Origin of the sequence: Agromyces sp. NDB4Y10, from assembly GCF_001620055.1 — a bacterium.
Taxonomy (GTDB): Bacteria; Actinomycetota; Actinomycetes; order Actinomycetales; family Microbacteriaceae; genus Agromyces; species Agromyces indicus.
In genome coordinates this window covers 154,422-180,690 of record NZ_LQGY01000014.1, presented here as the reverse complement: position 1 = coordinate 180,690, position 26,269 = coordinate 154,422, and the positions used below count along the sequence as shown (strand labels likewise).

General features: G+C 72.4%; 33 protein-coding genes. 18 read left to right on the top strand and 15 right to left on the bottom strand.

The genetic code is table 11. The features are described from left to right. Nucleotides 1-15: 15 nt before the first annotated feature. Together AVP42_RS03885 and AVP42_RS03880 are read right to left on the bottom strand one after the other, a co-directional pair. The gene (locus tag AVP42_RS03885) at nt 16-1,020 is read right to left on the bottom strand and encodes a patatin-like phospholipase family protein (RefSeq protein ID WP_082846967.1); all 1,005 of its coding nucleotides are present in this window, start codon (nt 1,018-1,020) and stop codon (nt 16-18) included. Between the two features lie 31 nt (nt 1,021-1,051). Then, nucleotides 1,052-1,993 carry a LysR family transcriptional regulator gene (locus AVP42_RS03880; RefSeq protein ID WP_067946270.1) on the bottom strand — a complete coding sequence of 314 codons (942 nt, stop codon included), beginning with the start codon at nt 1,991-1,993 and terminating at the stop codon, nt 1,052-1,054. Nucleotides 1,994-2,065: 72 nt separating this feature from the next. Between AVP42_RS03880 and AVP42_RS03875 the strand changes: the two genes are divergently transcribed. Further along, nucleotides 2,066-3,046 (top strand): EamA family transporter, encoded by a 981-nt coding sequence (locus tag AVP42_RS03875; protein WP_082846966.1) that lies wholly within the window; start codon nt 2,066-2,068, stop codon nt 3,044-3,046. Next, entirely contained in the window at nt 3,043-3,408 is a 366-nt protein-coding gene (locus AVP42_RS03870) for a cupin domain-containing protein (protein WP_067946268.1), read from the top strand. Before AVP42_RS03875 ends, AVP42_RS03870 begins: the two co-directional genes overlap by 4 nt. A 260-nt stretch (nt 3,409-3,668) precedes the next feature. Here the strand turns inward: AVP42_RS03870 and AVP42_RS03865 are convergent, their stop codons facing one another. After that, nucleotides 3,669-4,337: a LysE family translocator gene (locus tag AVP42_RS03865; RefSeq protein ID WP_067946511.1), complete on the bottom strand. Its 669-nt coding sequence runs from the start codon at nt 4,335-4,337 to the stop codon at nt 3,669-3,671. A gap of 87 nt (nt 4,338-4,424) precedes the next feature. On the opposite strand from AVP42_RS03865, the gene AVP42_RS03860 reads away from it, so the two are divergent. Continuing rightward, the gene (locus tag AVP42_RS03860; protein ID WP_067946266.1) at nt 4,425-4,877 is read left to right on the top strand and encodes an Lrp/AsnC family transcriptional regulator; all 453 of its coding nucleotides are present in this window, start codon (nt 4,425-4,427) and stop codon (nt 4,875-4,877) included. 24 nt (nt 4,878-4,901) lie between these two features. Here AVP42_RS03860 and AVP42_RS03855 read toward each other — a convergent pair whose 3' ends face one another. The 4 genes from AVP42_RS03855 to AVP42_RS03840 all read right to left on the bottom strand — a co-directional run bounded on the left by AVP42_RS03855 (nt 4,902) and on the right by AVP42_RS03840 (nt 7,268). Further along, complete coding sequence (locus AVP42_RS03855) at nt 4,902-5,270, bottom strand: nuclear transport factor 2 family protein (protein ID WP_082846965.1); 369 nt, start codon at nt 5,268-5,270, stop codon at nt 4,902-4,904. 88 nt (nt 5,271-5,358) lie between these two features. Further along, a complete protein-coding gene (locus tag AVP42_RS03850; protein WP_067946264.1) occupies nt 5,359-6,318 on the bottom strand; it encodes an alpha/beta hydrolase in 960 nt (319 codons plus the stop codon). Further along, nucleotides 6,315-6,914, bottom strand: coding sequence for a helix-turn-helix domain-containing protein (locus AVP42_RS03845; protein ID WP_067946263.1), 600 nt, complete (start codon nt 6,912-6,914; stop codon nt 6,315-6,317). Before AVP42_RS03845 ends, AVP42_RS03850 begins: the two co-directional genes overlap by 4 nt. 3 nt (nt 6,915-6,917) lie before the next feature. Continuing rightward, the gene (locus AVP42_RS03840; RefSeq protein WP_067946261.1) at nt 6,918-7,268 is read right to left on the bottom strand and encodes a hypothetical protein; all 351 of its coding nucleotides are present in this window, start codon (nt 7,266-7,268) and stop codon (nt 6,918-6,920) included. Nucleotides 7,269-7,373: 105 nt separating this feature from the next. Between AVP42_RS03840 and AVP42_RS03835 the strand changes: the two genes are divergently transcribed. Then, nucleotides 7,374-7,724: a Fe-S protein gene (locus AVP42_RS03835; protein WP_067946259.1), complete on the top strand. Its 351-nt coding sequence runs from the start codon at nt 7,374-7,376 to the stop codon at nt 7,722-7,724. Nucleotides 7,725-7,735: 11 nt separating this feature from the next. Here the strand turns inward: AVP42_RS03835 and AVP42_RS03830 are convergent, their stop codons facing one another. Then, nucleotides 7,736-8,413, bottom strand: coding sequence for an SGNH/GDSL hydrolase family protein (locus tag AVP42_RS03830; RefSeq protein ID WP_157356702.1), 678 nt, complete (start codon nt 8,411-8,413; stop codon nt 7,736-7,738). A gap of 14 nt (nt 8,414-8,427) precedes the next feature. Next, nucleotides 8,428-8,673 (bottom strand): zinc-ribbon domain-containing protein, encoded by a 246-nt coding sequence (locus AVP42_RS03825; RefSeq protein ID WP_067946255.1) that lies wholly within the window; start codon nt 8,671-8,673, stop codon nt 8,428-8,430. A 154-nt stretch (nt 8,674-8,827) separates the two neighbouring features. Between AVP42_RS03825 and AVP42_RS03820 the strand changes: the two genes are divergently transcribed. The 8 genes from AVP42_RS03820 (at nt 8,828) to AVP42_RS03785 (ending at nt 14,497) form a co-directional block, all read left to right on the top strand. After that, nucleotides 8,828-9,166, top strand: a complete 339-nt coding sequence (locus AVP42_RS03820) for a PadR family transcriptional regulator (protein WP_067946253.1) — start codon at nt 8,828-8,830, stop codon at nt 9,164-9,166. Nucleotide 9,167: 1 nt separating this feature from the next. Next, complete coding sequence (locus tag AVP42_RS03815; protein WP_067946251.1) at nt 9,168-9,536, top strand: DUF1048 domain-containing protein; 369 nt, start codon at nt 9,168-9,170, stop codon at nt 9,534-9,536. After that, nucleotides 9,533-10,354 (top strand): ABC transporter ATP-binding protein, encoded by an 822-nt coding sequence (locus AVP42_RS03810; protein ID WP_067946249.1) that lies wholly within the window; start codon nt 9,533-9,535, stop codon nt 10,352-10,354. The genes AVP42_RS03815 and AVP42_RS03810 overlap by 4 nt, the downstream gene beginning before the upstream one ends. Beyond that, nucleotides 10,351-11,115 (top strand): ABC transporter permease, encoded by a 765-nt coding sequence (locus AVP42_RS03805; RefSeq protein ID WP_067946246.1) that lies wholly within the window; start codon nt 10,351-10,353, stop codon nt 11,113-11,115. The genes AVP42_RS03810 and AVP42_RS03805 overlap by 4 nt, the downstream gene beginning before the upstream one ends. A 28-nt stretch (nt 11,116-11,143) precedes the next feature. After that, nucleotides 11,144-12,181 (top strand): NADPH:quinone reductase, encoded by a 1,038-nt coding sequence (locus AVP42_RS03800; protein ID WP_067946507.1) that lies wholly within the window; start codon nt 11,144-11,146, stop codon nt 12,179-12,181. Between the two features lie 192 nt (nt 12,182-12,373). Next, complete coding sequence (locus tag AVP42_RS16585; RefSeq protein ID WP_067946245.1) at nt 12,374-12,850, top strand: hypothetical protein; 477 nt, start codon at nt 12,374-12,376, stop codon at nt 12,848-12,850. Further along, nucleotides 12,847-13,479 carry an HDIG domain-containing metalloprotein gene (locus AVP42_RS03790; protein WP_067946243.1) on the top strand — a complete coding sequence of 211 codons (633 nt, stop codon included), beginning with the start codon at nt 12,847-12,849 and terminating at the stop codon, nt 13,477-13,479. The genes AVP42_RS16585 and AVP42_RS03790 overlap by 4 nt, the downstream gene beginning before the upstream one ends. Before the next feature lie 67 nt (nt 13,480-13,546). Next, the gene (locus tag AVP42_RS03785; protein WP_067946241.1) at nt 13,547-14,497 is read left to right on the top strand and encodes a hypothetical protein; all 951 of its coding nucleotides are present in this window, start codon (nt 13,547-13,549) and stop codon (nt 14,495-14,497) included. On the opposite strand, the gene AVP42_RS03780 is transcribed toward AVP42_RS03785, so the two are convergent. Continuing rightward, entirely contained in the window at nt 14,494-15,561 is a 1,068-nt protein-coding gene (locus tag AVP42_RS03780) for a winged helix DNA-binding domain-containing protein (RefSeq protein ID WP_197466945.1), read from the bottom strand. The genes AVP42_RS03785 and AVP42_RS03780 overlap by 4 nt on opposite strands. 142 nt (nt 15,562-15,703) lie before the next feature. On the opposite strand from AVP42_RS03780, the gene AVP42_RS03775 reads away from it, so the two are divergent. After that, complete coding sequence (locus tag AVP42_RS03775) at nt 15,704-16,654, top strand: DUF1214 domain-containing protein (RefSeq protein ID WP_157356701.1); 951 nt, start codon at nt 15,704-15,706, stop codon at nt 16,652-16,654. Nucleotides 16,655-16,660: 6 nt separating this feature from the next. On the opposite strand, the gene AVP42_RS03770 is transcribed toward AVP42_RS03775, so the two are convergent. Then, nucleotides 16,661-17,161 carry a hypothetical protein gene (locus tag AVP42_RS03770; RefSeq protein ID WP_067946506.1) on the bottom strand — a complete coding sequence of 167 codons (501 nt, stop codon included), beginning with the start codon at nt 17,159-17,161 and terminating at the stop codon, nt 16,661-16,663. Between the two features lie 50 nt (nt 17,162-17,211). Beyond that, nucleotides 17,212-17,760, bottom strand: coding sequence for a CGNR zinc finger domain-containing protein (locus AVP42_RS03765; RefSeq protein WP_082846960.1), 549 nt, complete (start codon nt 17,758-17,760; stop codon nt 17,212-17,214). 111 nt (nt 17,761-17,871) lie between these two features. Here AVP42_RS03765 and AVP42_RS03760 point away from each other — a divergent pair, with 111 nt between their 5' ends. Together AVP42_RS03760 and AVP42_RS03755 are read left to right on the top strand one after the other, a co-directional pair. Continuing rightward, complete coding sequence (locus tag AVP42_RS03760; RefSeq protein ID WP_067946504.1) at nt 17,872-18,705, top strand: alpha/beta fold hydrolase; 834 nt, start codon at nt 17,872-17,874, stop codon at nt 18,703-18,705. Nucleotides 18,706-18,796: 91 nt separating this feature from the next. Continuing rightward, the gene (locus AVP42_RS03755) at nt 18,797-19,495 is read left to right on the top strand and encodes an alpha/beta fold hydrolase (protein ID WP_067946233.1); all 699 of its coding nucleotides are present in this window, start codon (nt 18,797-18,799) and stop codon (nt 19,493-19,495) included. Between the two features lie 153 nt (nt 19,496-19,648). On the opposite strand, the gene AVP42_RS03750 is transcribed toward AVP42_RS03755, so the two are convergent. Together AVP42_RS03750 and AVP42_RS03745 are read right to left on the bottom strand one after the other, a co-directional pair. Next, nucleotides 19,649-20,524, bottom strand: a complete 876-nt coding sequence (locus AVP42_RS03750) for an RNA polymerase sigma-70 factor (RefSeq protein ID WP_067946231.1) — start codon at nt 20,522-20,524, stop codon at nt 19,649-19,651. 10 nt (nt 20,525-20,534) lie between these two features. Beyond that, nucleotides 20,535-21,122, bottom strand: a complete 588-nt coding sequence (locus tag AVP42_RS03745; RefSeq protein WP_067946229.1) for a carboxymuconolactone decarboxylase family protein — start codon at nt 21,120-21,122, stop codon at nt 20,535-20,537. A 270-nt stretch (nt 21,123-21,392) separates the two neighbouring features. Here AVP42_RS03745 and AVP42_RS03740 point away from each other — a divergent pair, with 270 nt between their 5' ends. The 3 genes from AVP42_RS03740 to ectB all read left to right on the top strand — a co-directional run bounded on the left by AVP42_RS03740 (nt 21,393) and on the right by ectB (nt 25,148). After that, entirely contained in the window at nt 21,393-22,754 is a 1,362-nt protein-coding gene (locus tag AVP42_RS03740; protein WP_067946227.1) for a hemolysin family protein, read from the top strand. Then, complete coding sequence (locus AVP42_RS03735) at nt 22,751-23,782, top strand: hemolysin family protein (RefSeq protein ID WP_067946225.1); 1,032 nt, start codon at nt 22,751-22,753, stop codon at nt 23,780-23,782. Before AVP42_RS03740 ends, AVP42_RS03735 begins: the two co-directional genes overlap by 4 nt. Before the next feature lie 79 nt (nt 23,783-23,861). Continuing rightward, complete coding sequence (ectB, locus tag AVP42_RS03730) at nt 23,862-25,148, top strand: diaminobutyrate--2-oxoglutarate transaminase (protein WP_067946223.1); 1,287 nt, start codon at nt 23,862-23,864, stop codon at nt 25,146-25,148. Between the two features lie 7 nt (nt 25,149-25,155). On the opposite strand, the gene AVP42_RS03725 is transcribed toward ectB, so the two are convergent. Beyond that, nucleotides 25,156-26,265: a hypothetical protein gene (locus AVP42_RS03725; RefSeq protein WP_157356700.1), complete on the bottom strand. Its 1,110-nt coding sequence runs from the start codon at nt 26,263-26,265 to the stop codon at nt 25,156-25,158. Nucleotides 26,266-26,269: the final 4 nt, after the last annotated feature.

Genomic DNA, 26,269 nt, shown 5'->3' with positions numbered 1-26,269 from the left:
TCCGGAAGTCCGACGTCAGCTCGCGCGGAGTCGTGCCAGCACGGCGTCGATCGCGGCGCCGCTTCGCGCAAGCAGTTCGTCGGTCGCGGCCTTCAGGATGCCGAGGCGAGCAGGCGATGGGTCGTCCATCTTCCCCGCGACGCGATCGTCCTCGACTTGGAGTCGGGTGACCTGCGAGGGGCCCAGCGCCCGGACCGCGAGCGTGTGCCCGGCCGTGGTGGCCGTCGCCATCCTCACCAGGTCCTGCGCCGATCCCAGCCAGCTGCCTGTCTCGTCGAACACTGCCGAGCTCTTCGGCACACCGGTGCCGAGCGACAGCATCACGACGGAGTCCCCGGTCAACCCGCGAGCCGCCGTCAGCGGCAACGACTCGGCGAGAGCGACGCCCGCAGGGTTGTTCGCCCAGACCCCGCCGTCGATGAAGCGGCACTCTCGACCAGCCCACTCGCGCACGTACGGGGGCAGGTAGGTCGGGGCGGCCGACGTCGCGCGAGCCGCCGCCCAGAGCGGCATATCCCACGTGGGGTCGGCGACCGCGTCTCGCCGACTGATGACGACAGGGCGGTTGGCTTCTGCATCGAAGCTGGTGACCGCGAGCTCGAGCCCTGCGTTCGAGACGCTGCGATCACCGAGCACCTCCTGGAGGACACCCTCCAGGCCCGCGGCAGCGTGCCGGGCGTTTCCGCCGAACCTTGCGTTTCCTCCGAATGGAGCGCCGACCGTCCGCCCGGCGTTGTTCATCCGATCGAAGAAGGTCATCCCGCGCCCGCTCAACGTGTCAGCCTCAGGACCGAAGATGCGCGCGCCGTATCGCGGGTAGAACTCAGCCAGCTCGGTCGCCGGGATGCCCGCCGAGAGCCCGATGGAGATGATGGCCCCCGTCGACGTTCCCACGGCCAGGTCGAAGAGCGTCGCGGCGTGAACGCCTGCCCGTCGCTCCACCTCCGCAAGCACGAGCGCCGGGATGTAGCCGCGGATTCCTCCGCCGTCGATGGAAAGGATCCGCACAGGACGGTTCATGCAGCCACCCTGCGTGCAACGCGGTGCCGTGTCAACGCCCGATCAGTGCGCGCCCCCGCACCGCAGCTCGCACCGCGTCGAGCACCGCCTGCAGCGCGGGCGAATCCGCCTGGCTGCGGCGGTGCACGGCGGCGATGTCGCGCACCGATGCGGGGTCGGCGGTGGGGATCGCCACGAGGTCGTCGGGCAGCGGCGACCGGCCGAGGCGCGGCACGAGGGCGACCCCGAGGCCCGCGCGAACGAGCTCGAGGTGGTTCTCGAACTCCATCGACTCGTGCACGATGCGCGGCGCGTTCGAGACGCCGTCGAACAGGCGGCGCAGCCACTGGCGGCAGATGGTCGAGTCGAAGGTCGCGATCCAGCGCTCGTCGGCGAGGTCGGCGGGCGTCAGCTCGGCGCGGTCGGCGAGCGGGTGCTCGCGCCGAAGGATCACGTCCGCGACATCCGTGAACAGGGGCGTCTCGACGAGGTGCCCGGGCATCGCGAGCGCCACGCCGCCCCAGCGGTGCACGATGCCGAGATCGCGCTGACCGGATGCCACGAGCGCGACGGTCTCCCACGGTTCGCTCTCGCGCAGCGGCACGCGCAGGTCGGGATGCGCACACTGCAGGTCGGCGAGGACGTGGACGAGCAGCCCGCGCACCGCGGTCGAGAAGGCGCCGACGCGCACCTCCCCAGTGATCCGACGCTCCGCGCTGTCGGCTCGCGACCCGCCGGCGAGCTGCAGGTCGGCCTCGATGCGTTCGAGGTCGGCGAGCACGCTCGCGGATGACGTGACGAGCTGCCGACCGGCATCCGTCAGCACGACGCCGCGACCGGCGCGCTCCAGGAGGGCGACCCGGGTGCCGCGCTCGAGGCGCTTGATCTGCTGCGACACGGCCGACGGCGTGAAGCCGAGCGCGTCGGCCGCAGCGGCGACGCTGCCGTTCGTGGCCACCGCACGCAGCGCGACCACGCCTTCGAGATCGATCATGCAGCGATGCTACCGATTCAGATGAAGAAATGAACGCTGGTGCTTCCGGATGCCACGCGCTGGAGTAGTGCCATGACGAGACGCGACATGCTGCTGGCTGCGCTGGTGGCGACGATGTGGGGGTTCAACTTCGTCGTGATCGACTGGGGCATGGCCGGCATCCCCCCGGTGTTCTTCGTCGCCGTGCGCTTCGCCGTCGTCGCACTCGCGGTCGTGGTCGTGCCGCGCCCGCTGGCGAGCTGGCGCACCGTCGTGGGCGTCGGACTGTTCATGAGCCTCGGGCAGTTCGCGCTGCTCTACACGTCCATCGCACTCGGTCTGCAGCCCGGCATCGCCGCGCTGCTGCTGCAGGCGCAGGTCGTGCTGACCATCGTCGTCGCCGCGCTGGCGCTCCGCGAGCGGCCCACCCGACTGCAGGCCGCCGGCGTCGCGATCGGCACCGTCGGGCTCGGCGTCGTGGCGTTCGGACGCGGCGGCGACGCTCCGGCGCTCGCCGTCGTGCTGTGCCTGCTCGCCGCGCTCTCGTGGGCGGTCGGCAACGTCATCGCGCGCCGGGCCGGGCCGGTCGCACCGGCCCGACGGTTCGGGGCATTGTCGCTCACCGTGTGGTCGGCGCTCGTCGTGCCGCTTCCGGCGCTCGGCCTGTCGGCGATCATCGAGGGCCCCGACGCGATCGCCGCCGGGATCGCGGCGTTCGGCTGGCGACCCATCCTCTCGACGCTGTACACCGCCGGGCTCTGCACCCTCATCGGCTACGCGATCTTCAACGGGCTGCTCGCCCGCAACCGCTCGGCGTCGGTCGTGCCGTGGGTGCTGCTCGCCCCCGTCGTGGCGATGGCTTCCGCGGCGCTGCTGCTCGGCCAGGTGCCGAACGTGTGGGAGACGGTCGGCGGCGCGGTGCTCGTGGCGGGCGTCTTCATCGCGAACGCGCCGGCCCGCCGGCAGGTTCGCGCCGCCGAACCCGCCGCCGCTGAACCCGAGGCCCCAGAACCCGAGGCCGCCGAACCCGAGCATTGCGAACCGGCGCCGCCCCGCGCGACGATCGGACGATGAGCGCTCAGGTCCGCAACGTCTACGCCGCCCTCGACTCGTTCTCGGAGCACTGGCAACCCCGCCGGCTCGCGAGCGTGAACGACTACGACGTCAAGGTCGTGAAGGTCCTCGGCGAGTTCACCTGGCATTCGCACCCCGACACCGACGAACTGTTCATGGTGCTGTCGGGTCAGCTCGTGATCCAGCTGCGCGACGGCGACGTGGAGCTCGGCCCCGGCGACGTCTACGTCGTGCCGCGCGGCGTCGAGCACTGCCCGAAGGCGGATGGCGAGGTCTCGGCGATCCTGATCGAACCGCAGGGCGTCGTGAACACCGGCGACACCCCGAGCGAGCGCACCACCGTGCTGCGCGAGCTCGACTGACCAGGCCGGAGACACGACTGACGGAAGATGCACGCGTCTGGGCCGTCGGCTGCGCCGTCCTCGCCCTCGGCTGGGTCGTCATGGCGGTGCTCGCCTGGCGGCGGACGCGTCCGCGCGACGTCACGACCTGACCGGCCGGCCGAGCGCGGACGGCGCGGCTGCACTCGCCCGGTACTTCGGTACCGACTCCGAGGAGGACGAACTGCTTCCCGGCCGCGACGCGGCGATCGGCCCAACCCGGTCGCGCGGCACCCCGCGGCTCACGCCACGAGGTGCGCCGCCTGCTCGACCACGAGCACCACGGCGAGCACGATCATCGCCGCTCCCGAGACGCGCGAGACGAGCCGCATCGCCGACGGGCGCAGCCGCAGCACCGTTCGCGCGCCGTAGCCGACGAGCGAGTACACGAGCGCGCACGCGCCGACGAAGATCAGGCCGAGCACCGCGAGCTGCACCGGGATCGGCCAGGCGCCCGCGGCATCCGTGAACTGCGGCAGCAGCACCACGAGCACGAGCAGCCCCTTCGGGTTCAGCCCGCTGACGCCGGCGCCCTGCAGCACGCGCAGCCACGGTCGAGCGGATGCCGCGGGCACGTCGCCGGCGGCGGACGCGACCGCTCCCCCGATCCTGCCGGCGCCCGCGACCGCGACCGCGACGGGCGGCTGCCGCAGCACGCGCACGCCGAGGTAGGTGAGGTAGATCGCCGCGGCGAACGTCAGCGCGACGATGAACCCGGGCAGGGCCGCGACCGCCGCACCCACGCCGAGCGCGACCGCCGCGACCGTGGCGAGGTATCCGAGCAGGATGCCGGCGAGCGACGGCAGCACGCTCCGCTCGCGCATCCCCGACGCGATCAGGTACGCCCAGTCGGGCCCGGGCAGCACGACCATCAGCACCATCATCACCGCGGCGGCGATCAGCAGTTGCATGTCCACACGAGAACGGTACGGATGCCGCGAGAGCAGCCGCTGCCGTATTCAACCTCGCCGCGCGGCATTCGTGGAAGAATTCACGTTGTGGACGCCATCGACCGGAAGATCCTTGCCGAGCTGCAGCGCGACGGCCGGCTGAGCCTCACGGAGCTCGCCGAGCGGGTGAACCTCAGCATGTCGCCGACGCACCGCCGGCTGCGGGCGCTCGAGGCGTCCGGTGCGATCACCGGGTACCGGGCGGTCATCGACCCGAACGCGGTCGGCATGGGCTTCGGCGCGCTCGTGTTCGTCACGATGGCGCAGGCCAACCGCGACACCGTGCCCGCGTTCGACGCGGCGGTCGCCGAGATCCCCGAGGTGACCCAGGCGTTGCGCCTGTTCGGCGACCCCGACTACCTGCTGCAGGTCGCGGTCGCCGACCTGCGCGCGTACGAGCGCCTGTGGGACGAGAAGCTCTCGGCACTGCCGGGCGTCGCGCGCGTGCAGTCGACGCTGGTCATGAAGACCGTCGTCGACGACCGGGCACTGCCGCTCTGACCGAGCGGCGCCCCCGGAGCCCGATCAGCTGGGCAGTTCGATCGTGTACGACACGATCTCGGTGATGCATCCGTCGCCGTCGAAGTCGTAGAGGTCGCAGGATGCCACGATTGACACGTCGCCCGCGGCATCCGTGTACCGCGCGAGGCTGTCAACCACCACGCTGTCCTCGCCGACGACGCTGCGGAACCGCTGGAACTCGGTCGTGACCTCCGCGAGCTGCGCCGCCGTGCGCTCGACGGCCTTCTTCACCTTCTTCCGCCCCACGATCGGATCGGAGCCGACGACGGTCCAGATCACGTCGTCGGCGAGGCGGGGCAGCGCGACGTCGAAGCGGTGGCTCGAGAACGCTCGGGCGATCTTCTCGGTCGATTCCTCGGTCATGACGTCCATGCAGGTCGCTCCCTCCCGTGTGATCCGCGCCTTCGCGGATGACGGATGCGATCAGCCTCGACCCGGCAGCGGCGATCGTCAAGAGCCGTCAGGCGCCGGCCGCGCCCCCGTCGGACGCGTGGCCGCGCGCCGCGACCCACGACGAGACCCGGTCGAGCAGCTCGCGGTCCACGGGCTGCTTGACGAGCGACCGGTACGCCGCGAACGAGGCGGTGTCGCCGGCGTCGCGTCGCAGCAGGTGCGTGAGGCGCTCGGGCCGGTCGATCTCGACGGGGCCCGCGACCGTCGCGGCGATGCGCTCCAGGTCGTCGGGGTCGACCTGGAGGTCGTGGTCGCCAGTGATCGCGAGGACGGGCATCGACATGCGCGCGAGGTCCGGAGCCGGGTCGTAGGCGATGAGCTCCCGGTGCCACTTGGCGTTGACCCGGCGACCCTCGAGCCGGATCACGTCGGTCGTGCTCTGCCGGAAGCGCTCGACGTTGCGGCGCTGCTTCTCGATGAGGTCGATGCGAAGCAGCCGCAGGATGCCGCGGACCAACCTCGGCATCGTCGGCAGGATCTGCCGGGCCTGCCAGGCGAGCATCCGCTCCCCCACGACGGCCGGTGCGGCGAGGAGCACGGTGCCGGCCAGGTCCGGCTCGTTCGCGGCGAGGCGGGTCGCGATGATCGCGCCCTCGCTGTGGCCCACCAGTACGACGGGCACCCCGGGCAGGCGCTCGCGGAGCGCGGCGAGGGCGGCAGCGGCATCCGACGTGTTGTCGCTGAGCCCGGCGCTCAGGAAGTCGCCGCCGGACGCGCCGACGCCGCGCTTGTCGTAGCGCAGGCTCGCCACGCCGGCACCGGCGAGCGCGTGCGCGAGTTCACGCGTGATGCCGAGGCGCATGCGCGGGTGGTCGCTGTCGCGGTCGACCGGTCCCGACCCGGGAACGAGCAGCGCCGCCGCGCGCGGGGCTTCGGCGGGGAGGGCGAGGGTGCAGGCGAGGCGCACGTCGCCGACGGCGACGTCGACGGCGGTCTCGGTGAAGGTCGGGGTCGAGGCGGTGATCATGTCGTTCCCGTCGAGGTCGAAGAGGCGGAAGAGGTGGGCGCGGGTGCCGGGTCGGCGTCCGTCGCGTCGGGGATGAGGACCGTCGACAGCACGCGGCGAACCCGGCCGTCGCCCGGGCCGTTGCCGGCGTAGCGCGAGGCGAGATCGCGGAGGCCGGCGATGAACTCGTCCGTCTCGTCGTCGGTCATCCACAGCGCGACCTGCCGGTAGCCGACGCGGTCGCGTTCGAAGTCGACGTCGCCGCGGGCGAGGTACCCGTCGAACCCGGCGAGCAGCCCGGCGACGTACGCGGCGAACGCGCGGCGGTGCTCCTCGGGCGTCATCCCGGCGAGGTCGTCGCCGGTGATGCGGGCGGCGTCGAGCTGCAGTTCCCACGTGCGCTCGACGGCGCCGCGGACCCGGCGCTCGTCGACGGCGACGAGCACGCCGGCCTCCGCGAGCGTGGCGACCTGCCGGTAGAGCGTCGCGGTCGTCACGCCCGGCAGCTCGTCGCCGAGTTGGGCGGTCGTGAGCCGGCGCCCGCCGAGCAGGGCCTGGATGATGCGGAGCCGGACCGGGTGCAGGACCAGCTCGACGGTGTCGGTGGGGCCGGCCATCGCTCAGCGCACCGCCGCCCGGAGCCGGTCGCGGAGCGACGCGGCATCCGTCGTCGAGAGCACCAGCCGGTCGTATCGCTGCCCCTCGAGGTCGACCACGAGCGCCGGCTGCCCGGCGCGCGCGACCACGAAGGTGCGGCGACCGCGACCGCGCCACGTGCCGACGCGGGTGAGCCCGGGAATCGCGAGGCCCGGGGCGCGCAGCCCTCGGACGGCGTCGAAGGCGTTGTCGACGACGTCGACGTGGCCGATAGCGGCTACCGGAACACGGAGGTCGCCGAGCAGGCCGGCGATCTTCTCGCGGCGCGTGAGTGCCACCTCGAGGTGTCCGTCGGTGAGGCGGATGTCGGCCATGGCGGAGTCCTTTCGTCGTCGCACCCATTATTCTCACTAGTGCGAACGCTGTCAAACGCGCGAACATTGCACGGCCCGCCCGCCCGTTCCCGGTAACCTGCAGGTATGGAGACCCTTCGCGATATCGTCGTGCTCATCCACCTCGTCGGCTTCGCCGTCCTCTTCGGCGCCTGGGTCGTCGAACTGGTCAACGGCAAGCGGGGCATCACGCGGGTCATGCACTGGGGTCTCGCGATCGCCGCCGTCGCCGGCCTGGCGCTCGCCGCGCCGTGGGGTCTCGACGGCGACCTGAACTACGCCAAGATCGGCACGAAGCTCGTGATCCTGCTGATCATCGGCGCACTGCTCGGCATCGGCGCCGCCCGTCAGCGCAAGAGCGGATCGGTCTCGCCGGCGATCTTCTGGCCGATCGGCCTGCTGACGCTCGCCAACGCGGCCATCGCCGTCATCTGGTAGCGGCCTGAGGCTCAGCCGGCGACGAGTTCATCGGCGATCGCCTCGCCGAGCATGCGGGCTCCATCCTCGGACGGGTGGAGACCGTCGAACGACATCCCCGACCGGAACGTGCCGTCGGAGGTGCGCAGGTCGGCGGCGGCGTCGACGAAGCGCCAGCCGCGCTCGTCCGAGAACTCCTCGAGCTGCTCGTTGAACTCGACGGGCCCCTGCGGGTAGGCGTCCATGGGCGGGATCGAGGAGACGACGACGTCGTCGATCCCGACCGCGTCCACGATCCGCTCCAGGTTCGCCGACGTCTCGGCGAACGGGATGCCGAACGCGACGTCGTTCGTCCCCGCGAGGACGACGAGCGTGTCCGCGTCGACCGCGGCGGCCGCGTCCGCCATGCGCGAGGTCGTCGCACCCCACTCCGCCCAGCCGCCGGCGAACACGACCCCGGCGTCGACGACGTAGGCCGCCCACGAGGCCGGACCGATCTCGCCGGCGGCGAAGTTCCGGCTGTCGGCATCCGTGATCGAGTCGCCGACCGCGGCGAACGAGCCGCCGGTGCGGTCCGGGTCGTCCGGGTCGGATGCCGGGGGTCGGTCCGGCGTCGCATCGGACCCGCTCGACGGCGGCCCGCTCGGCGCGCACCCGAGCAGCACCCACGCGGTCGCGGCCACGGCGAGGACTCCCCCGCGTCGCGTCATCCGCTCGCCCACGGTCAGCGCGCCCCGGTCACCGCCGCTGCGCGCATCGCCGCGTCGCGGCTGAGCTCGGTCGCCCACCCGCAGTTCGAGCAGACCATCACGTAGGTGCGGCCGAACGTGAACACGGGGATGAAGAACACCCAGAGGCGACTGCCCGCCTCGAGGAATCGCTGCTGGGCCACCTCGTGGCAGTGCTCGCAGCGCAGCGTTGCGGCGGCGATCTGCCGCTCGCGCGGGAAGACGCCGACGAAGAAGAACATGCCCCGATGCTAGGCGGGCCGCCTGATCGCGGGCAGGGGCTTGCGGATCCATCCGCCGACCGAACGGATTCGGTATTCAGTCTTGCTATCTACCGGTACTCCGTCTTACTATCTACCAGTACCCAGTGACACCGAGTACCGAGAGGAGGCGCTGATGGGCAAGCAGATGACCGAGATGCTGAAGGGCACGCTCGAGGGCATCGTGCTCGCGCTGCTGGCCGACCGGCCGGCGTACGGCTACGAGATCACCGCACGACTGCGCGAGCAGGGGTTCAGCGACATCGTCGAGGGCACCGTGTACGCGCTGCTCGTCCGCGTCGAACAGCGCGGACTCGTCGACGTCGAGAAGGTGCCCTCCGAGAAGGGGCCGCCCCGCAAGGTGTACTCGCTCAACCCGCAGGGGCGCGCGTACCTCGACGAGTTCTGGAGGACCTGGAGCTTCCTCGCAGAGCGCATCGGACAGCTCCACGACGACACCGAAGGAGACGACTGACATGGCCGCCAAGTGGATCGAAGCCCTCACCGGCTCGCTCGAGCAGAAGAAGCAGTACAAGCAGGCCAAGGCTCGCATCGACGGGCTCCCCGAGCCCTACCGCGCCGCCGCGCAGGCCCTGCACCGGTACTTCATGTACTACGGCGGCATCACCGAGGGCGACACGCTCGTGACGATGTTCGTCGACCTCGCCGACCTGTTCGAGCGGGCGGCGACCGACCGGATGCCGCTCCGCGAGATCGTCGGCGACGACCCCGTGGAGTTCGCCGAGACCTTCGCCCAGGCCTACGGCGGCACCCGCTGGATCGACAAGGAGCGCGCACGCCTCATCACGGCGATCGACGACGCCGAACGGAAGGAACCGCGATGACCACCGCAACCGCCACCGCCCCCGCCATCCGGGTGCAGGGCGTCGAGAAGTCGTTCGGCGAGGTGCCGGTGCTGCGCGGCGTCGACTTCGACGTGCAGCCCGGGAGCATCTTCGCGCTGCTCGGCTCGAACGGCGCGGGCAAGACGACCCTCGTCCGCATCCTGTCGACGCTGCTGAAGCCGGACGCGGGGACCGCGTCGGTGCACGGGTTCGACGTCGGCGCGGCGCCGGGCGACGTGCGCGAGTCGATCAGCCTCACCGGGCAGTTCGCCGCCGTCGACGAGGTGCTGACCGGGCGCGAGAACCTCGTGCTCGTCGCGAAGCTCCGGCACCTGAAGGAGCCGGGGGCGATCGCCGACGACCTGCTCGCCCGGTTCTCGCTGACCGACGCGGGCGACCGCCGCGCCGGCACCTACTCCGGCGGCATGCGCCGCCGGCTCGACATCGCCATGAGCCTCATCGGCGACCCGCCCGTCATCTTCCTCGACGAACCGACCACCGGGCTCGACCCGCAGGCGCGCATCGAGGTGTGGCAGGCGATCACCGGGCTCGCGGCATCCGGCACCACCGTGCTCTTGACCACGCAGTACCTCGACGAGGCCGAGCAGCTCGCCGACCGGATCGCGATCCTCCACCGCGGGGTGATCATCCAGAACGGCACGCTCGCCGAGCTGAAGCGGCTGCTGCCCGCCGCGAAGGTCGAGTACGTCGAGAAGCAGCCCACGCTCGAGGAGGTGTTCCTGGCGCTCGTCGGAGAGCCGGAACCCGCCGAGCGCGCGACATCCGAGCGCGCGACATCGGAAGGAGACCCGCGATGACCACCCACGTGATCCGCGACACCGGTGTGCTCACCGGTCGGTCGCTCACCCACATCCTCCGCAGCCCCGACACGATCATCACGACCGCGGTCACGCCGATCGCGCTCATGCTGCTGTTCGTGTACGTGCTCGGCGGGGCGATCCAGACCGGCAGCGGCGAGTCGTACGTGAACTACCTGCTGCCCGGCATCCTGCTCATCACGGTCGCGTCGGGTGTCGCCTACACGGCGTACCGGCTGTTCCTCGACCTTCAGGGCGGGATCTTCGAACGGTTCCAGTCGATGCCGATCGCGCGGTCGAGCGTGCTCTGGGGGCACGTGCTCACCTCGCTCGTCGCCAATCTCGTGTCACTCGCGATCGTGGTCGGCGTCGCACTGATCATGGGGTTCCGCACAGGAGCTTCAGTCGGGGCGTGGCTCGCGGTCGCCGGCATCCTGACGCTGTTCACGCTGGCCCTCACCTGGCTGGCCGTGATCGCGGGGCTCTCGGCGAAGACCGTCGACGGGGCGAGCGCGTTCAGCTACCCGCTGATCTTCCTGCCGTTCATCAGCTCGGCGTTCGTGCCGACCGACTCGATGCCCGGGCCCGTCGCGTGGTTCGCCGAGAACCAGCCGGTGACGGCGATCGTCGACTCCCTGCGAGCGCTGTTCGCGGGCGAGCCGGTTGGCAGCGACCTGTGGGTCGCGCTGGCCTGGCTCGTCGGGATCCTCGTGGTCGCCTACGTCGGGGCGGTCGCGATCTACCGGCGGAAGATGAACTGAGCAGACCCGTCAGGATGGAGCCATGACCATGCGTGCGATCGCTTACTCCGAGACCGGCCCGTCGTCCGTACTTCGGCTCGTCGAGCGCGACCTGCCGCAGCCCGCCGCCGGCGAGGTGCGCGTGCGCGTCGTCGTCTCGGGCGTGAACCCGACCGACTGGAAGGCGCGCGCGGGTGCGTCGCCCGGCCGGTCGACGCCGTTCGACGAGGTCGTGCCGAACCAGGACGGCGCGGGCGTCGTCGATGCGGTCGGCGACGGGGTGACCGGGTTCGCCGAGGGCGACCGGGTGTGGGTGTTCCTCGCGGCGCACCAGCGTCCGACGGGCACGGCGCAGGAGTTCACGGTGCTGCCCGCGAGTCGCCTGGTGCACCTGCCGGATGCCGCGGGCTTCGACCTGGGCGCGTCGCTGGGGGTTCCGGCGATGACGGCGCACCGGGCGCTGACCGTGCACGAGGGCGGGCCGTCGCGGCTCGCGCCGGGCGCGCTCGAGGGGCGCACGGTGCTCGTCGCGGGTGGGGCGGGCGCGGTGGGGCACGCTGCCATCCAGCTCGCGCGGTGGGCGGGCGCCCGCGTGATCACGACGGTGAGCTCCCCTGAGAAGGCGGCGCTCGCGACCGCGGCGGGTGCGCAGCACGTGGTGAACTACCGAACGGATGACGCGGCGCGCGCCATCCGCGCCATCGCCCCCGACGGGGTCGACCAGGTGGTCGAGGTCTCCCCCGCCCGCAATGCGGCGTTGAACGCGCAGGTGCTCGCGAACCACGGCTCGGTCGCGGTGTACGCGACGGATGGCGGCGGGCAGATGTCGCTCGACGTGCGGCATCACTTCGCACTGAACGTGCGGTACCAGTTCCTGCTGCTGTACACGGTCGGTGATGCGGCGCTTGCGGCGGCGGCCGAGGATGTCTCCGCCGCCGTCGCGGACGGGGCGTTGTCCGTCGGTGAGGAGGCGGGGCTGCCGATCACGCGCTTCCCGCTCGAGCGCGCGGCGGAGGCGCACGACGCGGTCGAGGCGGGCACGGTCGGCAAGGTGCTCATCGACGTGGCGGACGAGCCGACGGACTGAGCCTTCGAGTGCGCCGCACCCCGGGCGGATCGTCGTGAGGTCGGCCACGAACGAGCGGGTCGCGAACTCGCGCTCGATGGGCGACGCAGCGACGTCGGCCCGCTCCAGGCGCGCGTGCTGCGCAGCGCGCTCTTGTGCCGTGCGCGACCGCGCTGCCAGCATGGCCGCAGCCCTACGATCCGCGGAGACCGCATGCCTGAGACCACCGTCCAGCCGCCCGCCCACCTGTCGACGCTTGCCGGCGCGACGCTGTTCCACCGCGCGCGCATCCTCCTCGGGACCGCGGTCGGCGCCGCCGTCGCCTACGGGCTGCTCACGAACGCGTCACGCGGTTCGTGCACGAGCGATGCCTTCCCCGAGGGAGGCGCGGAGGTCACGACCTGCACGACGATCACCCTGATGCCGAGCGCGGTGGTCTACCTGGCGATGGCGCTCGTCGTGATGCGCGCCATGACCATCGTGTTGCAGTACTCCCAGACGCAGGATGCCGCGATGCGCACCCTCGCACGTGCGCGGACCCTGGTCGTCGCGATCGCCATGGGCTCGACCGTCCTCGCGCACGCCTGGTTCGCGGCGATCCCCTTCGAGCCCGGACCGCCCCCGACGACCGGCGACGGGATCCTGCCCATCCTGATCGCCTGGGTGGAACTCGACACGACGACACCGTGACGCAACCTCGCTCCGACGCAACCCTCGGCGCCGCCCTGCTCGACATCGCCCGGCACGCGCCGACGCCATCCGAGGCGCTCCGCGCCGCCGGGATCATCGACGCCGTCCCCGAGCTCGCGGCGCTCGCGGCCACCCCGCAGGACCCCGTCTGGCATCCCGAGGGCGACGTGCTCGTGCATTCGCTCTGGGCGGCCGACCTCGCCGCGACCGACGCCGACCACCGCGGACTCGACGTCGACCGGCGGGCGCTCCTCGTGCTGGCCGCGCTGTTGCACGACGTCGGCAAGCCCGACACCACGCAGACGCGTGACGGGCGCATCATCTCGCACGGCCACGCCGAGCACGGCGCCGAGCTGATCCGGTCGCTGGGCGCGCGGCTCGAGCTGCCGGTGCCGCTGGTGCGGGCGGTCGCGGCGATCGCGGAGACCCACATGGCGCATGTGTCGGTGCGCGGCGAACCGTCGCGCCGCGCCGTCCGCCGGTTGCGCGACCGCCTCGAGGCGGCGGGCACCTCGCTCGACGACTGGGGTGTCGTGGTCCGGTGCGACGGCGAGGCGCGCGGTGCGGCGGCGCGGCCCGACGCCTCCGTGCCGTGGCGGCACGTGGCGCGCGACCTCGACGGTCGCTGAAGCGCAGACCTGACCGACGGATGCCGCGCCTCCGCAACATGTCGGTGGCCTCGGGCACCATGCTCGAATGGACGACGGAGTCATCGACTGGCTGCTCGACGCCGACCCGGCGATCACCTGGCAGGTGCGACGCGACCTGCTCGACGAACCGGCCGACGCGGTCGCCGCCGACCGCGCGCGCGTCGCGACCGAGGGCTGGGGCGCCGACCTGCTCGCGCTGCAGGCCGCCGACGGGTACTGGGGTGGCGCGGTCTACGGCGAACGCCTCGAACGCGACTCGGTGATGTGGACGCTGCAGGTGCTCACCCGGTTCGGCATCGACCCCGAGGCATCCGCCGTCGTCGAGGCGATCGAGAAGGTGCGCGACGGCGTGCGCTGGCCGGACGACGTCGGGGGCAGCCCCTTCTTCGACGGCGAGGTCGAGGAGTGCGTGAACGGCGGAGTCCTGACCTTCGGCGCCTTCTTCGGCGTGCTCGGCGAGGGCGCCGACCGCATGGTCGAACGCCTGATCTCGCAGCGGCGCAGCGACGGCGGATGGAACTGCGCCGAGCCCCGGCCCACGCCGCGCTCGTCGTTCGACAGCACGCTGTGCGTGCTCGAGGGCCTGCGCGCGTACCAGCGCGCCACCGGGTCGACGGATGCCGCGCTCGCCGACGTCATCGGCACCGGCGAGGAGTACCTGCTCGACCGGCACCTCCACCTGCGGAGGTCGACCGGCGAGGTCGCGAACGAGCGATACACCGACTTCGCGTTCCCCACCTACTGGTACTACGACGTCCTCCGCGCGCTCGAGCACTTCCGCGCCAACGGCGGGCCGGCCGACCCTCGGCTCGACCCCGCCCTCGACCTGCTCCGGTCACGGCGAGCGCCAGACGGACGATGGCCCGCCGGACCGCAACGCCCGGCCCTGCGCGCCTGGGTGCTCGAGGAGGCCAAGGGCGACCCGAGCCGGTGGACGACGCTGCGCGCGCTGCGGGTGCTGCGCTGGGCCGGCGCCGACGCCGCCGAGGGGCGCTAGCCCTCGACGACCACGCGCGGCTCCAACCCGAGGTAGGCGCCGTAGCGGCCCGCCGCCGCGTCGAGCGCCGCGCGCTCCGACGACTGCAGGGGCCGGAGCGGGCGCAGCGGGAACGTGACGGACTTCGCGCCGACCGTGCGCCGCATGTCCGCCACGAACTGCCCGTCGACGAGCGCCATGCCGATGGCCGTCTCCCGCCCGCGGCTGAGGAGGCGGTCGGCGTCGATCACGAGGCGCGAGTCCTGGTAGCCGCGGTACATCTCGTCGAGCAGTTGCAGCAGGTGCCCCGCCGGCTCCGCCGTGGTCGGCACCGCTCCGCCGACGTGCCGGTACGTGCGGTCGTCGTGCTCGAACGACTCGAGCCGGTCGCCCGCCGCCGCGATCCCGCGCCGCACGTCGGTGAGGGTCAGCGTGGCCCAGTACGCGAGGTCGCGCTCGGTGGCCGGACCGTGGGAGGTGAAGTAGCGCACCGCCAGTTCGGCGAGCGCCTCGTCGCGATCCAGCCGCCGGGGGTTCGGCACGCGGTCCGCGAACAGCGCGTACGTGTGCTCGCCGTCGCGCGGGGCGCCGCTGCAGATCAGCGCCCGCAGCTCGAGGCCGGCGAGGAGCAGCATCAGCTCCATGCCGACGAACTCGAACCCGCGCACGGCAAGTTCCGCGGCGAGGTCGCCGCGGGTGCGGTCGGGCGTGTCGGCGAGGATCGACGTGACCGCGTCGGTGAGCTGCGTCATCCGCTCGCCGTGCGCTCGGAACTGCGCATCGACCACCGGCAGGACTCGCGGAGCGGTGAGGTCGAGCAGCCAGGCCGCGTCATCCGCGTCGACGTAATGCCACGTCGGCCGCAGCACGTGCGTACGCAGCACGCGTCCGGCGGCGAGCTCGTCGGCGAGATCCTCCTGCCGCGGGTTCGTCGTGCGCGTGGCGACCGCCCACGCCGACTGCGACGGATTCTCGGCCTGCACGCCGAGCAGCCGCGACACCACCTGCCGGGCGCCGTCGACCGGGGCGGCGAGCAACTGCGAATGCAGCCGCCATCGGGCGAGGACGCGATCGCTGGTCACCACCCTCGTCACCATAGCGACCAGGCCCTGCGCCGGACACCGCCGGGTCCGCGAGCCCGCGTCGAGGGGGTTCCGGCGACGGCCGCCGGTTGGAACACTGGTCCCGGTGGCCGCGACCGGCGGCGGACCGAGGGGGAAGACGCCGATGTCGAACAAGGTCACGTCCAGGAACTTCGTGCAGGCCGAGACCGCGCACCGATTCCGCGCCCAGCTCGGCCGCGCGCCGGTCAACGCGTTCCACCACGACCGGGTGCCGGTGCACGAGGCCCACCCGGGCGCGGTGCGCCCCAACGTCGACGTGCTCTACTCGCACGCGGTCGTCGACGTGAGCGAGGCGGCCACGTTCGCGCTCGAGCCGTCCGACGAGTTCCAGGTCGACCAGGTCATCGACGAGCAGCACTACGTCGTCGGCGTCGTCTACCCGGGCGAGCGGCTCACCCTCACGCGAGCCGACCTGTCGAGCGGCACGCACGTCTACGTGCTCGGCCGCACCTCGCTGGCCGGAGGGCGCGACCGTGCCCACCGCCTGCAGGACCTGCGGCGCGTCGAGGCGCTCACCGCGAACGCGTACCTCCCCGTCGACTACGACGACGCGAGCCGCCGCACGGTGGGCACGAAGCTCGCGCGCAGGGCCGGCGCCGCGCCCGACCTCAGCCGGGCGTTCGGCACCCCCGCGACGACGGACGCCGAGCAGCACCTGCTCGGCACCCGCCTCGGCTGGGGCGGGCTGCCGCCCGAGCACGGCCAGTACCACGAGGGCGTGGCCACGAGCAGCGGATGCGACATCTGGACGTTCGACGTGCCGCCGGTCGATTCCGAGCACGGGTTCTACTCGGTCGTCAAGTACGACCAGCGCGGCCGCGCCGGCGGCGACCACACCGCGATCGCCGGGACCGAGATGATGCGCAACGGCGACGGGACCGTCAGCGTCTACTTCGGCGACGACACGTGCGTGGCCACGGGCAACGTCATCCGCACCGGCCCGCGCGAACGGTTCCGCTACGCGATGCGCGTGTACCGGCCGCGCGACGCCGACGAGACCCGCCAGTACCTCGCGCGCCTCGACGCGCGGGGGCTGGAGACCGTGCTGCGCTGACGCGGCTCAGCCGACCGCGGCCTCGCCCCGCGCGTCCTCGAGGTGGGGCGCGCCATGGCTCAGCACCTTCACCACGAGGTCGTGTCGTCGCAGCGTGCGGATGGTGCGGGCCACCTCGTCGGGCGTGCGCCCGAGGGCGCGCTCGTTGACGACGACGAGGACGTCGCCCGCGCGGAGCGTCTCGAAGAGGCGCGCGAGTCGCTGCTCCCACGACTCGGGTGCGTCGGGCGTCGGGTAGCGGAAGTCGAGGATCTGCACGCCGAACCGGGTCAGGTCGGTGCGCTGCTCGAGGATGGGCGGCATGTCGTCGCGCGGAACGACGAGCCCGACGAGCCGCGACCCCTCGGGGCGGGCCTTCCACCAGTCGCGGTTGCGCTGCAGTTCCTCGAAGCACTCGGGGCAGCCGATCGCGTGGTGGCCGGGCTCGTGCGCGAGCCGCGCGGCGCCGGTCGCGGGTGTCGCCGGCCCCGCGGCATCCGTCGTCGAACCGCTCGTGTGGTCAGCCATGTCGAACCCCTTCGCGTCGGGTTCCATTCTCGCCGACGCGCCGGCGCCCCTCACGCGCTGCGGGTGCGCGCGTAGTGCCGACGGGCCTTCGCGCGGTTGCCGCAGGTCTCCATCGAGTGCCACTGGCGCGTGTTCGCGCGGCTCGTGTCGATGAAGAAGTGCTGGCAGTCGGATGCCGCGCACGGGCGGATGCGCGACCCCTCTGGGCCCTGCAGGCTCGCCCATTCGAGCATCGCGCGCGCGCCGATGCGGCGGCCGGGGTCGAGGTCGTCGTGCCATTCGAGGCCGCCGGGACCGAGGGCGGGGCGGCGGGTCACCGCGCCGACCCACGGCGCGAGCTCCTCGACCGGGCGCTCGCCGCGCAGCACGTCGACGAGCAGCGGGCGCACCGCACGCGCGTCGGCGATCTCGGCGGGGTCGCCCGTGCCGCCGTGCGCGATGAGCCAGGCGGATGCCGCAGCGTCGTCGCCCAGCTCGTCGGCGACCCGGTCGGGGTAGCGGAGGCGCGAGTTGACGAGGTCGAGCAGCAGCGAGTGCTCGGCGAGGGCGCGCGCCGCATCCGTCGTCATCTGGTCACCCCCGTGTTGCTGGATCGTCATCGAATTCTAACCCCCTTGGAATACTTTCGCGGTTGGCTGCGCTACAGTCGACAACGCACTAACCATCAAGAACATTTCATACGGTTAGGCATTTCGATGAAGGAGCACCCCATGCCGTACATCACCGTCGGAACCGAGAACTCGGCGAACATCGACCTCTACTACGAGGACCACGGCGCGGGGCAGCCCGTGCTGCTCATCCACGGCTACCCGCTGAGCGGCGAGTCGTGGGAGAAGCAGTCCGCCGCCCTGCTCGACGCGGGCCACCGCGTCATCACGTACGACCGCCGCGGCTTCGGCCGCTCGTCGAAGCCCACCGTCGGCTACGACTACGACACCTTCGCCGCCGACCTGAAGGTCGTGCTCGACACCCTCGACCTGAACGACGTGATCCTCGTCGGCTTCTCGATGGGCACCGGCGAGGTCGGCCGCTACCTCGGCACCTACGGCACCGCCCGCGTCGCCAAGGCCGCGTTCCTCGCCTCGCTCGAGCCGTTCCTGCTGCAGACCGACGACAACCCCACGGGCGTGCCCGCCGACGTGTTCGCCGGCATCGAGCAGTCCGCGAAGTCCGACCGCTACGCCTGGTTCGACCAGTTCTTCCAGGACTTCTACAACCTCGACGAGAACCTCGGCACCCGCATCGGCGAGGCCGCGGTCCGCGCGAGCTGGAACACCGCGGCATCCGCCGGCTCGTTCGCCTCGTCGGCCGTCGTGCAGTCCTGGCTCACGGACTTCCGCGGCGACATCGAGAAGGTCGACGTGCCGTCGCTGATCCTGCACGGCACCGCCGACCGCATCCTGCCGATCGACGCCACCGCGCGCGAGTTCGCGAAGCGCCTGCCGTCGGCCGAGTACGTCGAGATCGAGGGCGCGCCGCACGGCCTGCTCTGGACTCACGCCGACGAGGTCACCCGCGCCCTGCTCGCCTTCGTGCAGAAGTAGGCGCTGCCTCGGCACATCACGGTTCCGAACGAGGGGCCCGGGGCGACCCGGGCCCCTCGTCGCATCCGCGCGCCTTCGCTACCATCGCGGCATGCCGGACCTCGTGCTCCTCGGGAGCGTCTTCCTCCCGGCCGCGGCGTTCGACCCGCTCGCCGAGGTGCTCGAGCGTCGTGGGCGCACCGTGCGGGTCGCCGACGCCGGCCCGGCGGCGACCGCCGAGGATGTCCTGGCCGCCTACCGTGCCGCCATCGGCGAGCGCGGCGACGTCATCGGCGTCGCCCACTCGAACGCGGGCACCTACGTCCCGGCGCTCGTGGCCGACGGTGCGCTGACCTCGATCGTGTTCATGGATGCCGTCCTCCCCGCTCCGACCGGCGGGGTCGTGCCTGCCGTGCGCCCGGACCTCGGCCGGCTGCTCCGCCCGCTCGTCGTCGACGACACCCTCCCCCGCTGGACCGAGTGGTGGCCGCCGGAGACCGTCCGCGCCCTGTTCCCGGACGCGGCGACGTTCGAGCGGGTGCACGCGGCGACGCCGCGCGTGCCGGCGTCGTACCTCGGCGCGGCCGTGGACGTGCCTGCCGGATGGACGGACGGGCTCCGGGCGGCGTACCTCGCCTTCGGCGACGCCTATGCCGACGAGCGGCTGCTGGCCGAATCGCTCGGCTGGGCCACGCAGACCATGGAGCTCGCGCACCTCGGCCACCTGCAGCGCCCCGCGGAGGTCGCCGACGCCCTCGAGGTCCTCATCGAGGCGGCGGGCAGCGGCGGGCTGCCACCGCGGCGACCATGAGCGGATGACGCGTCCCGCCGTCGCCGCCCGCCGCAGCGGGCCGCATCCCGCGCCGCGCACCGCGCGACGAGCCGGTGAATGCATGCCGAACCGCTGCGAGCGTCGAACGGTGCACCCGGCATGAACTCGCGGACGGCGGCGGCGCGGCATCCGTCAGCGCGCGAGCGCGGCCTCGGCGCCCAGCCGCGCCAGCTTGTCGGGATTCGCGACCGAGTAGATGCGGGTCACGAGCCCGCCATCGATGGTGACGCTGAGCGCCCCGACGAGCTGCCCGTCGACCTCGACGAGCGCGCCCGGTCCGCCGTTCACCCACGCGGGCACCGCCCGGTACGCCACCGCGTACTTGCGGATGGAGCCCGCGAGGTAGGCGACGAGCTTCTCCGCGCCCACGATCGGCCGCCGCGCCGCGCCGCGCACCTTGCCGCCGCTGTCGGCGACCGACACCACGTCGGGTGCGAGCACGTCCATGAGCCCCTGCAGGTCGCCCGTGTTGAACGCGTCGAGGAACCGTTCGAGCACGCGCTCCTGCTCCGCCCGCGCCACCTCGACGCGGGGCCGGCGGGCGGCGACGTGCTGCTTGGCCCGGTGCGCGATCTGGCGCACCGCCGCGGGCGTCTTGTCGACGGCATCCGCGATCTCGTCGTACGGCACGTCGAACACCTCGCGCAGCACGAACACCGCCCGCTCGGCGGGGCCGAGGGTCTCGAGCACCGTGAGGGTCGCCATCGACAGCGACTCGGCGAGTTCCACGTCGTCGGCGACATCCGGGCTCGTCAGCACCGGCTCGGGCAGCCACTCCCCCACGTAGTCCTCGCGGCGGCGCGAGAGCGTGCGCAGGTGGTTCAGCGCCTGGCGGGTGACGATGCGCACGAGGTAGGCGCGCGGGTCGCGCACCTCCGCGCGATCGACGCGCGACCAGCGCAGCCACGACTCCTGCAGCACGTCCTCCGCGTCGGCGGCCGAGCCGAGCAGCTCGTACGCGACCGTGAACAGCAGGTTCCGGTGCGTGACGAACGGGTCGGCGCTCATGCGCGTCACCCTACGCCGCCCCCGCCACGGCCGCGCGCTCCGCGAGCGGCGGCAGGCCGCACGCGTCGGCGTAGTGGTCCGAGCGGATGCCGAGCGCGAGGTTCATGCGCGCCGTCGCGTTCATGAGCGCGACCTTGGCCGCGAGCTCGACCAGCGCCGCCGGACCGAGGTCGGCGAGCAGGGCGTCGGACAGCTCGTCGCTCACGGCCGGCGGGCTCTGGCACATCGCCTCGGCGTACTCCATCACGCGGCGCTCGAGCGGGCTGAAGACCGACGCCTCCCGCCATCCGGGCACCTGGCGCACCTTCTCCTCGTCGAGCCCGCGGTGGTGCGCCATGAAGTAGTTGAAGTCGAGGCAGAAGCTGCAGCCGACCTCGGCCGCCGCGGCCATGCGGGCGAACACGGCGAGGTGCTCGTCGAGCGCGTCCCAGCGCTCCGACTTCCGACCGATGCCCATCAGGTCGGTGAACACCCGCGGGTTGTGCCAGAGCACCCCGATCGAGTCGGGCACATCGCCGACCATCCGCCGCATCGCGAACTTCACCAACGCGCCGTACAGCCCGGTGACCTCGGTGGCGGGAATCCTCGTGGTGGTCATGTCTCCTCCAACGTTCGTTCGTCGTGACATGGAGACACCGGCCGCGCACCCGTCGTGACATCCCTCGGACGATCAGCGCTCGGTCCGTACAGCCGCCTTCAAGCGTCCGCTCGTACGCTGGGCCGCACACATTCGCATTGGAGGCGACGAGCACACCGTGCCCACCACCACCGAGGGTCCCGCCGCGACGTGCGGACCCGCGACCGCTGACACACCCCCGGCCGACGATCCCAGCCATAGATCCGAGCACGGGTCTCCGGCGGTGACGCGATGATCACCGCGCTGCTGCTCCTGCTGCTGGGACTCCTGCTCACCGCTGCGATCATCGCGGCGAACGGCTACTTCGTCGCCCAGGAGTTCGCGTACATGTCGGTGGACCGAGCGCGACTCCGCGCTCGAGCCGAAGCCGGCGACGCTCAGGCCGCGCGGGCCCTCGCCGTGACGAAGCGCACGTCGTTCATGCTGTCGGGGGCGCAGCTCGGCATCACGGTCACCGGCCTGCTCGTCGGGTACGTCGCCGAGCCGTTCATCGGCGAGTCGCTGGGCATGCTGCTCGGCGGGGTCGGCGTTCCGACCACGACGGGCATCGCGGTGGGCACCGTGTTCGCTCTCGCGCTCGCCACGGTCGTGCAGATGATCTTCGGCGAGTTGTACCCGAAGAACCTGGCCATCGCGAACCCGGAACCCCTCGCACGCGCGCTCGCACGATCCACGCAGGCCTACCTCGCGGTGTTCGGATGGCTCATCGCCCTGTTCGACCACGCCTCGAACGCAGTGCTCCGGCTGATCCGGGTCGAGCCCGTCCACGACATCGACATCAGCGCGACCGCGGCCGACCTCGAGCACATCATCGACGACTCGCGCGCGAGCGGCGACCTGCCCGCGGAGCTGTCGATCCTCCTCGATCGCGTCCTCGACTTCCCCGAGCGCGATGTCGAGCACGCCATGATCCCCCGCGTCCGGGTCGACGTCGCCGGCCCTGAGACGACGATCGCACAGATGCGCGCTCGCATGGCGAGCGGGCACACGCGCTACCCCGTGCTGGGCGAGGGCGAGGAGCCGGTCGGCGTCGTGCATCTCGCCGACGTGCTCGCCGCCGAGCCGGACGACGCGCGCCCGGTCACGGCCGTCATGCGCGAACCGCTCGTGTTGCCGACGCTCATGCCGCTTCCCGACGCACTCGCCGCACTCACCGAGTCGCACAACGAACTGGCCTGCGTCATCGACGAGTACGGCGGCTTCAGCGGCATCGTGACCATCGAGGACCTCGCCGAGGAGCTCATCGGCGAGATCGACGACGAGCACGACACCCCCGCCGGGGTCGGCGCGGAACTCGACGCCGACGGCGCCTGGGTCATGGATGGCGACCTGCACCTCGACGAGGTCGAGCGCATCATCGACCGCGACCTGCCGCGCGGCGACTACGAGACGATGGCGGGCCTCATCATCGCGCAGGAAGGCAGCCTTCCCGAGGTCGGCGAGACCGTGCGCGTCGACCTGCCGACGACCGGTGCCGAGCTCGCGGAGGACGAGCCCGGGCGCCGCCACCTCCTCATCGAGGTCGCGGAGGTCGACCGTCACGTGCCCTCCGTCATCAAGGCGAGGGTCGTCGAAGAGGAGGGCGAGCGATGAGCGCCGGGGCCGTCGTCGCGATCACGATCGCGCTCATCGCGCTCAGCGCGTTCTTCGTCGTCATCGAGTTCTCGCTCATGGGGGCACGCCGCCACCGCCTCGAACAGGAGGCCTCGGGCAGCCGATCCGCGCGGGCGGCGCTGCGCGGCATGAACGAGCTGACCATCATGCTCGCCGGCGCGCAGCTCGGCATCACGGCATGCACGTTCGCGCTCGGCGCGGTCACGAAACCCGCGGTCGACGGATGGCTCGGCCCGGCGTTCGCCTCGTGGGGCGTGCCCGACTGGCTGGCCGGCAGCGCAGCGTTCGCGCTGTCGCTCCTGTTCGTGACCTTCCTCCACCTCGTGATCGGCGAGATGGCGCCCAAGTCGTGGGCCATCGCCCATCCGGAGCTCGCCGCGAAGGCGATCGCCCTGCCGTCGCGGGGCTTCATCTGGGTCTTCCGCCCGTTCCTCGTCTGGGTCAATCGCATCGCCAACCGCCTCGTCGCCCGCTCGGGCGTCGAGCCGGTCGATCGCGCCGCTGTGGGCGGTCGGGACGCCGACACCATCCGACAGCTCGTCGAGCATTCGACCCAGGCGGGCGTCCTCGAGCCCGAGCTGCGCACGCAGATCACCGAGGTCATCGGATTGCAGGAGCTCACCGTCGGGGAGATCGCGAACCCGGACGCCGAGCCCGCCGCGGTCGGGGCGGACGCCACGGTCGCCGACGTCCGCGCGGCCGCGCTGGCCTCGGGGCATCTGCGCATCCTCGTCCGCGACCCCGACGGTCGCGTGACGCGGTTCGTCCACGTCCGCGACACGCTGCAGGCGGCCGATGGCACGCGGGCCGACACGTTCGCGAGGCCGGCGTACCGGGTCGACGCGGCGACCCCGGTGTACGAGCTGCTCCGCGACCTGCGCGAGCAGCGGGTCCAACTCGCGGTCGTGGAGCGCGCGGGCACCCTGCTCGGCATCGTCACGCTGACGGATGTCGCTTCGCGACTGCTTCCCGTGGTGGCGGCCCAAGCGGAGCTGCGCCCCCGCTGACCCCCTCCCACATTGCGCTCCCGGGCTGAGGCCGTAGGGTCGATGCACCGCCACCTTCCTCGAGAGGAGACCGCCTGCCATGAGCAGCGTCACGACCAGCGCCACCGACCTGGACGTCTTCGACCGCCGCGAGTCGGAGGTGCGCGGGTACGTGCGCGCGTTCCCGACCGTGTTCGACCGCGCGACCGGATCGACCCTCGTCGACGCCGACGGCCGCGAGTACCTCGACTTCTTCGCGGGCGCGGGCGTGCTGAACTACGGGCACAACAACCCGGCGTTCACGCGGGCGCTCATCGAGTACCTCGAGCGCGACGGCATCATCCACGGCCTCGACATGGCCACCTCGGCCAAGCGGGCGTTCATCGAGGCGTTCGAGCGCTTCATCCTCGAGCCGCGGGGCCTCGACCACAAGCTGCAGTTCACCGGCCCGACCGGCGCGAACTCCGTCGAGGCGGCGCTGAAGGTCGCCCGCCAGGCGACCGGCCGGTCGACCATAGTCGCGTTCACGAACGCCTTCCACGGGCTGAGCATGGGCGCGCTCGCGGTCACCGGCAACAGCCACTACCGCTCGGCGGCGGGCGTCGGCCTCGACGACGTCGCGCGCATGCCGTACGACGGCTACCTCGGTGCCGACGTCGACACGCTCGACCTGCTCGAGAAGCAGCTCGACGACCCGGGTTCGGGTCTCGACCTCCCGGCGGCGGTCATCGTCGAGGCCGTGCAGGGCGAGGGCGGCATCAACGTGGCCCGCGTCGAATGGCTCCAGCGGCTCCGTGCGATCACCGAGGCCCGCGGCATCCTGCTGATCCTCGACGAGATCCAGGCGGGCGTCGGCCGCACCGGCCGCTTCTTCGCGTTCGAGCACGCCGGCATCGTGCCCGACATCGTGACGGTCTCGAAGTCCATCTCGGGCTCAGGGCTGCCGATGTCGCTCGTGCTTCTCCGTCCGGGCGTCGACGTGTGGAAGCCCGGCCAGCACACGGGCACCTTCCGCGGCAACAACCTCGCGTTCGTCTCGGCCCGGGCCGCGCTCGAGACGTACTGGGCGGATGCCGCCTTCGCCGAGGCGGTCACGGCCAAGGGCGAGCTACTGCGCACCGAGCTCGAGCGGATCGCCGACGAGCACCCCGACCTCGACTTCGTCGTCCGCGGGCGCGGCCTCATGATGGGCATCGCCTGCGACGCCGACCGCACCCTCGCGGGCCGCGTGTCGAAGGCGGCGTTCGAGCGCGGCCTCGTCATCGAGACGTCGGGCGCGCACGACGAGGTGCTGAAGTTCCTTCCCGCGCTCACGATCACCGAGGACGAGCTGCGTCGCGGCCTCGCGATCGTGCGGGAGAGCCTCGCGGCGGTGCGCGCCGCCTAGGCCGCGGTCATCGCGACTGGGCGGCGATCGCGCGGGCGACCTCCTCCACGCGCTCGCCGCGCACCTGGTACAGCGCATCGCCCACGGCGACGACGGCGACCGCCGCCGGGTCCTCCGCGGGCCGTTCGACCACAGCGGAGGCCTCGACGCCGGACGGCGCACCGTCGAGCGGGAGCCCGTCGAACGCGACGTCGGCGTCGGGGGCGCGGAAGGCGTCCATGAGCGGCCCGAACCCGGGTGCGGCGGTCACGGTCACCACCGTCCCGCCGTCGACCCGCAGTTCGCAGTCGAACGTGCGCGCGGCGGCGTGCACGGCGGCGGCGAAGTCGCGGGGCGGCTCCGCCGTGGCATCCGTCATCAGGTACTCGACGGTCGTGCCGACCCGCAGCTGCGCCGCGTCCACGATGCCGTCGCGGTCGAGCGCGCCGGTGCACGCGGCATCCGTCGCACGCAGCTCGACCGAGGGCCGCTCGAGCCGGTCGGGCGGCGCGGTGCCCAGCGTCGCGAACGCCGCCTCGGCGACGTCGGCGAGTCGGTCGAGCATCCGCTCGGCATCGATGCCCTCGAACCGGCTGCCGGTGCCCGCGAGGCCGGCGGCGGTGATCGACGCGACCGCCCAGTCCTCCCCCACCGGCGCCGACAGGAGCCAGCCCGCATCGCCCGCAGCGACGGAGGCCTCCACGCCCGCCACCTCCCGAGTGTCGGGTGACGGCGCGTCGCCGAGCTGCAGCGGCATCCAGTCGCCCGCGGCATCCGGAAGCACGTCGAGTCGCAGGTAGGCCCAGTCGCTCGGCGCCTGGTACTCGGGCATGCCGGAGCCGACGCGCCAGGAGCAGGCGAATCCGCCCACGCCCTCGAGCAGCACGCCGGTGAACGCGTCGGTGCCGTTCACCGCGGGAACCGGGTCGACCGGGTCGCCGTCCGCGCCGACGAGGGCGGCGGCCACGAGTTCGCCGGAGACGAGGTCGTCGCAGGACAGCGGCCCCGAGGCATCCGCCGACGGCGACGGTCTCGCGCCCGCCGTGGGCGTCTGCCCGGCCTGCGGCCCGCCGGCGCATCCCGCGAGAGCCGCGACCAGCACGGCCGCGGACGCGAGCAAACCTCGCTTCGCCCCCACCCCT